Here is a 2,435-nt window from a genome sequence, read left to right on the forward strand (position 1 = left end):
GGGCGGGAGCCGCCGATCTCAGGGCGGGAGCCGTCGACGAGCGACGGTTGGCGCCGACAGAGGCGGGAGCCACCGGTCGAGGCGGTTGACGCCAGCCGGAGCGGTTGCAGCCAAACGAAGCGGTCGGCGCCGGTCGAGGCCCGACCGTTCGCCCCGTGCGCACTCGGACGGGGCGCCCGGAGTGCCGAGACAGGTCCTGGGCGGACGCGGCCCGCTGCCGAGGCTCGACCGACGGCGTCCGTCCGCACATCTCCCGGACCGCGGGTCGTCGCACGCCGCGGAGCGTGCCGGCCGAACGCGATCAGCCGTAGGTGTCGCCGGGGCCCGTGCTCCCGGGCGCGCGCAGCGGACCGAAGCGGCGGCCGGGGCCCCCAGGGCCCTGCACCTTGATCAGGCGCACCGTGCCGTGCCCGAGGTCCTGGTTCAGCCGTGCGACCAGCTGCGGAGCCAGCAGCCGGAGCTGGGTCGCCCAGGCCGTCGAGTCGCACTGCACCGTCAGCACCCGCTCGGCCGGGTCGTCGTCGTACTTCACCGGCACGCAGTGCTTGGCCAGGTCGTCGCCGACGATCTGCGGCCAGCGACCCATGACGCCCCCGACCGCGGCCGGGGTCTCCCAGCCGCGCTCGGTCAGCAGCCGGTTGATGGCGGAGCCGAGCGCCATGGGGTCGCGTCCGTCGGCGCGTGCTCCGGAGCGCAGGCCGCCGCCGCGCCGTGCCTGCTTCCTCTGCTGTGCGGCGTCCCCACGCGCGCGTGCCTGTTCCTTCGCCGCGCGCAGGGCCACGCGCGCGAGGTCGACGCCGGAGGGCTCGGGGGTCTTGTCGCGGGCGTCTCCCGCGCCCTTCCCGGTGCCGGGCGTCGCGTCCGGTGTGTTCTGCGTCATACGCGTTCCACCGTGCCCTCGGACACGGCGTACCGCGTCCCCGTCAGTACGTCCGGTACGTCGTCGTCCACCGCGGCTGTCACCAGGACCTGCTCCCCGGGCGCGACGAGTTCCGCGAGGCGCTCCCTGCGTCGGCTGTCGAGCTCGGCGAACACGTCGTCCAGGACCAGCACGGGTTCGTTGCCCTCGGCCCTGAGCAGGTCGTACGAGGCCAGGCGCAGCGCCAGCGCGTACGACCAGGACTCGCCGTGCGAGGCGTACCCCTTGGCGGGCAGCTGACCGAGTTTGAGAAGCAGATCGTCACGGTGCGGCCCCACAAGGGTCACGCCCCGCTCTATCTCCTGCTTGCGGACCTCGGCGAGCGCCGCCATCAGCTGCTCGTACAGCTGCTCGCGCCCGTGCGCCTCGCCAGGTGCGGACGGCCGGTACTCCAGGGTGATCGGTCCGCCGCCGGGAGCCAGCTGCTCGTAGGCCTTGTCGGCCAGCGGCTGGAGGGCAGCGACCAGGTCGAGCCGCTGGGCGAGCAGTTCGGCGCCCACGCGCGCGAGGTGCTGGTCCCACACGTCGAGCGTCGACAGATCCATGGTGCGTCCGCCGTGCCGACGGGCCAGCGCGGCTGACTTCAGGAGCGTGTTGCGCTGTTTGAGGACCCGGTCGTAGTCGGAGCGGACACCGGCCATGCGCGGGGAGCGGGCAGTGATCAGCTCGTCGAGGAACCGGCGCCGCTCCCCGGGGTCGCCCTTCACGAGGGCGAGGTCCTCCGGGGCGAACAGCACCGTCCGTACGATGCCCAGCACGTCACGCGGTCTGACCTGCGAGGACCTGTTGACGCGAGCTCGGTTGGCCTTGCCCGGGTTCAGCTCCAGCTCGACGAGCTGCTGCCGGTCGCCCTGCCGGACGTTGGCCCGGATGATCGCCCGGTCGGCGCCCATGCGGACCAGGGGCGCGTCGGAGGAGACACGGTGGCTGCCGAGGGTCGCCAGATAGCCGACCGCCTCGACCAGGTTCGTCTTGCCCTGCCCGTTGGGCCCCACGAACGCGGTGACGCCCGGGTCGAGCGGGACCTCGACCCGGGCGTACGAGCGGAAGTCGGCCAGCGACAGATGCGTGACGTGCATGGTCGTACGCCGACCTCCCCCAGCGTGGTGTCTCGGTTCTCCCGAGGCCCGGGTATCCCCGGCCCTCCGGTTTTCCCCCGGCTGTGGACAACCGGGTCGCCCCGGGTGTGGAGAACCCGGGGCTCGGATCAGGCCTTCTCGACGGCGTGGCCGCCGAACTGGTTGCGCAGCGCCGCGATCATCTTCATCTGCGGCGAGTCGTCCTGCCTCGACGCGAAGCGCGCGAACAACGACGCGGTGATCGCCGGCAGCGGCACCGCGTGGTCGATGGCGGCTTCCACAGTCCAGCGTCCCTCGCCGGAATCCTGTGCATAACCCTTGAGCTTGTCCAGGTGCTCGTCCTCGTCCAGGGCGTTGACCGCGAGGTCGAGCAGCCAGGAGCGGATGACGGTGCCCTCCTGCCAGGAGCGGAAGACCTCGCGCACGTCCGTGACGGA

2 protein-coding genes and 1 pseudogene are annotated in these 2,435 nt (G+C 72.6%); all 3 read right to left on the reverse strand.

Annotated elements, in window-relative coordinates; genetic code table 11:
* Window positions 1-301: 301 nt before the first annotated feature.
* Window positions 302-880 (reverse strand): DUF721 domain-containing protein, encoded by a 579-nt coding sequence (locus H305_RS0143555; protein ID WP_028805938.1) that lies wholly within the window; start codon window positions 878-880, stop codon window positions 302-304.
* Complete coding sequence (gene recF / locus H305_RS0143560; RefSeq protein ID WP_028805939.1) at window positions 877-1,998, reverse strand: DNA replication/repair protein RecF; 1,122 nt, start codon at window positions 1,996-1,998, stop codon at window positions 877-879. The genes H305_RS0143555 and recF overlap by 4 nt, the downstream gene beginning before the upstream one ends.
* A 128-nt stretch (window positions 1,999-2,126) precedes the next feature.
* Window positions 2,127-2,435, reverse strand: a pseudogene (locus H305_RS0143565) (6-phosphogluconate dehydrogenase); the annotation flags it as partial.

The organism is Streptomyces sp. 142MFCol3.1 (assembly GCF_000424945.1).
In the GTDB taxonomy this organism is placed as follows: domain Bacteria; phylum Actinomycetota; class Actinomycetes; order Streptomycetales; family Streptomycetaceae; genus Streptomyces; species Streptomyces siamensis.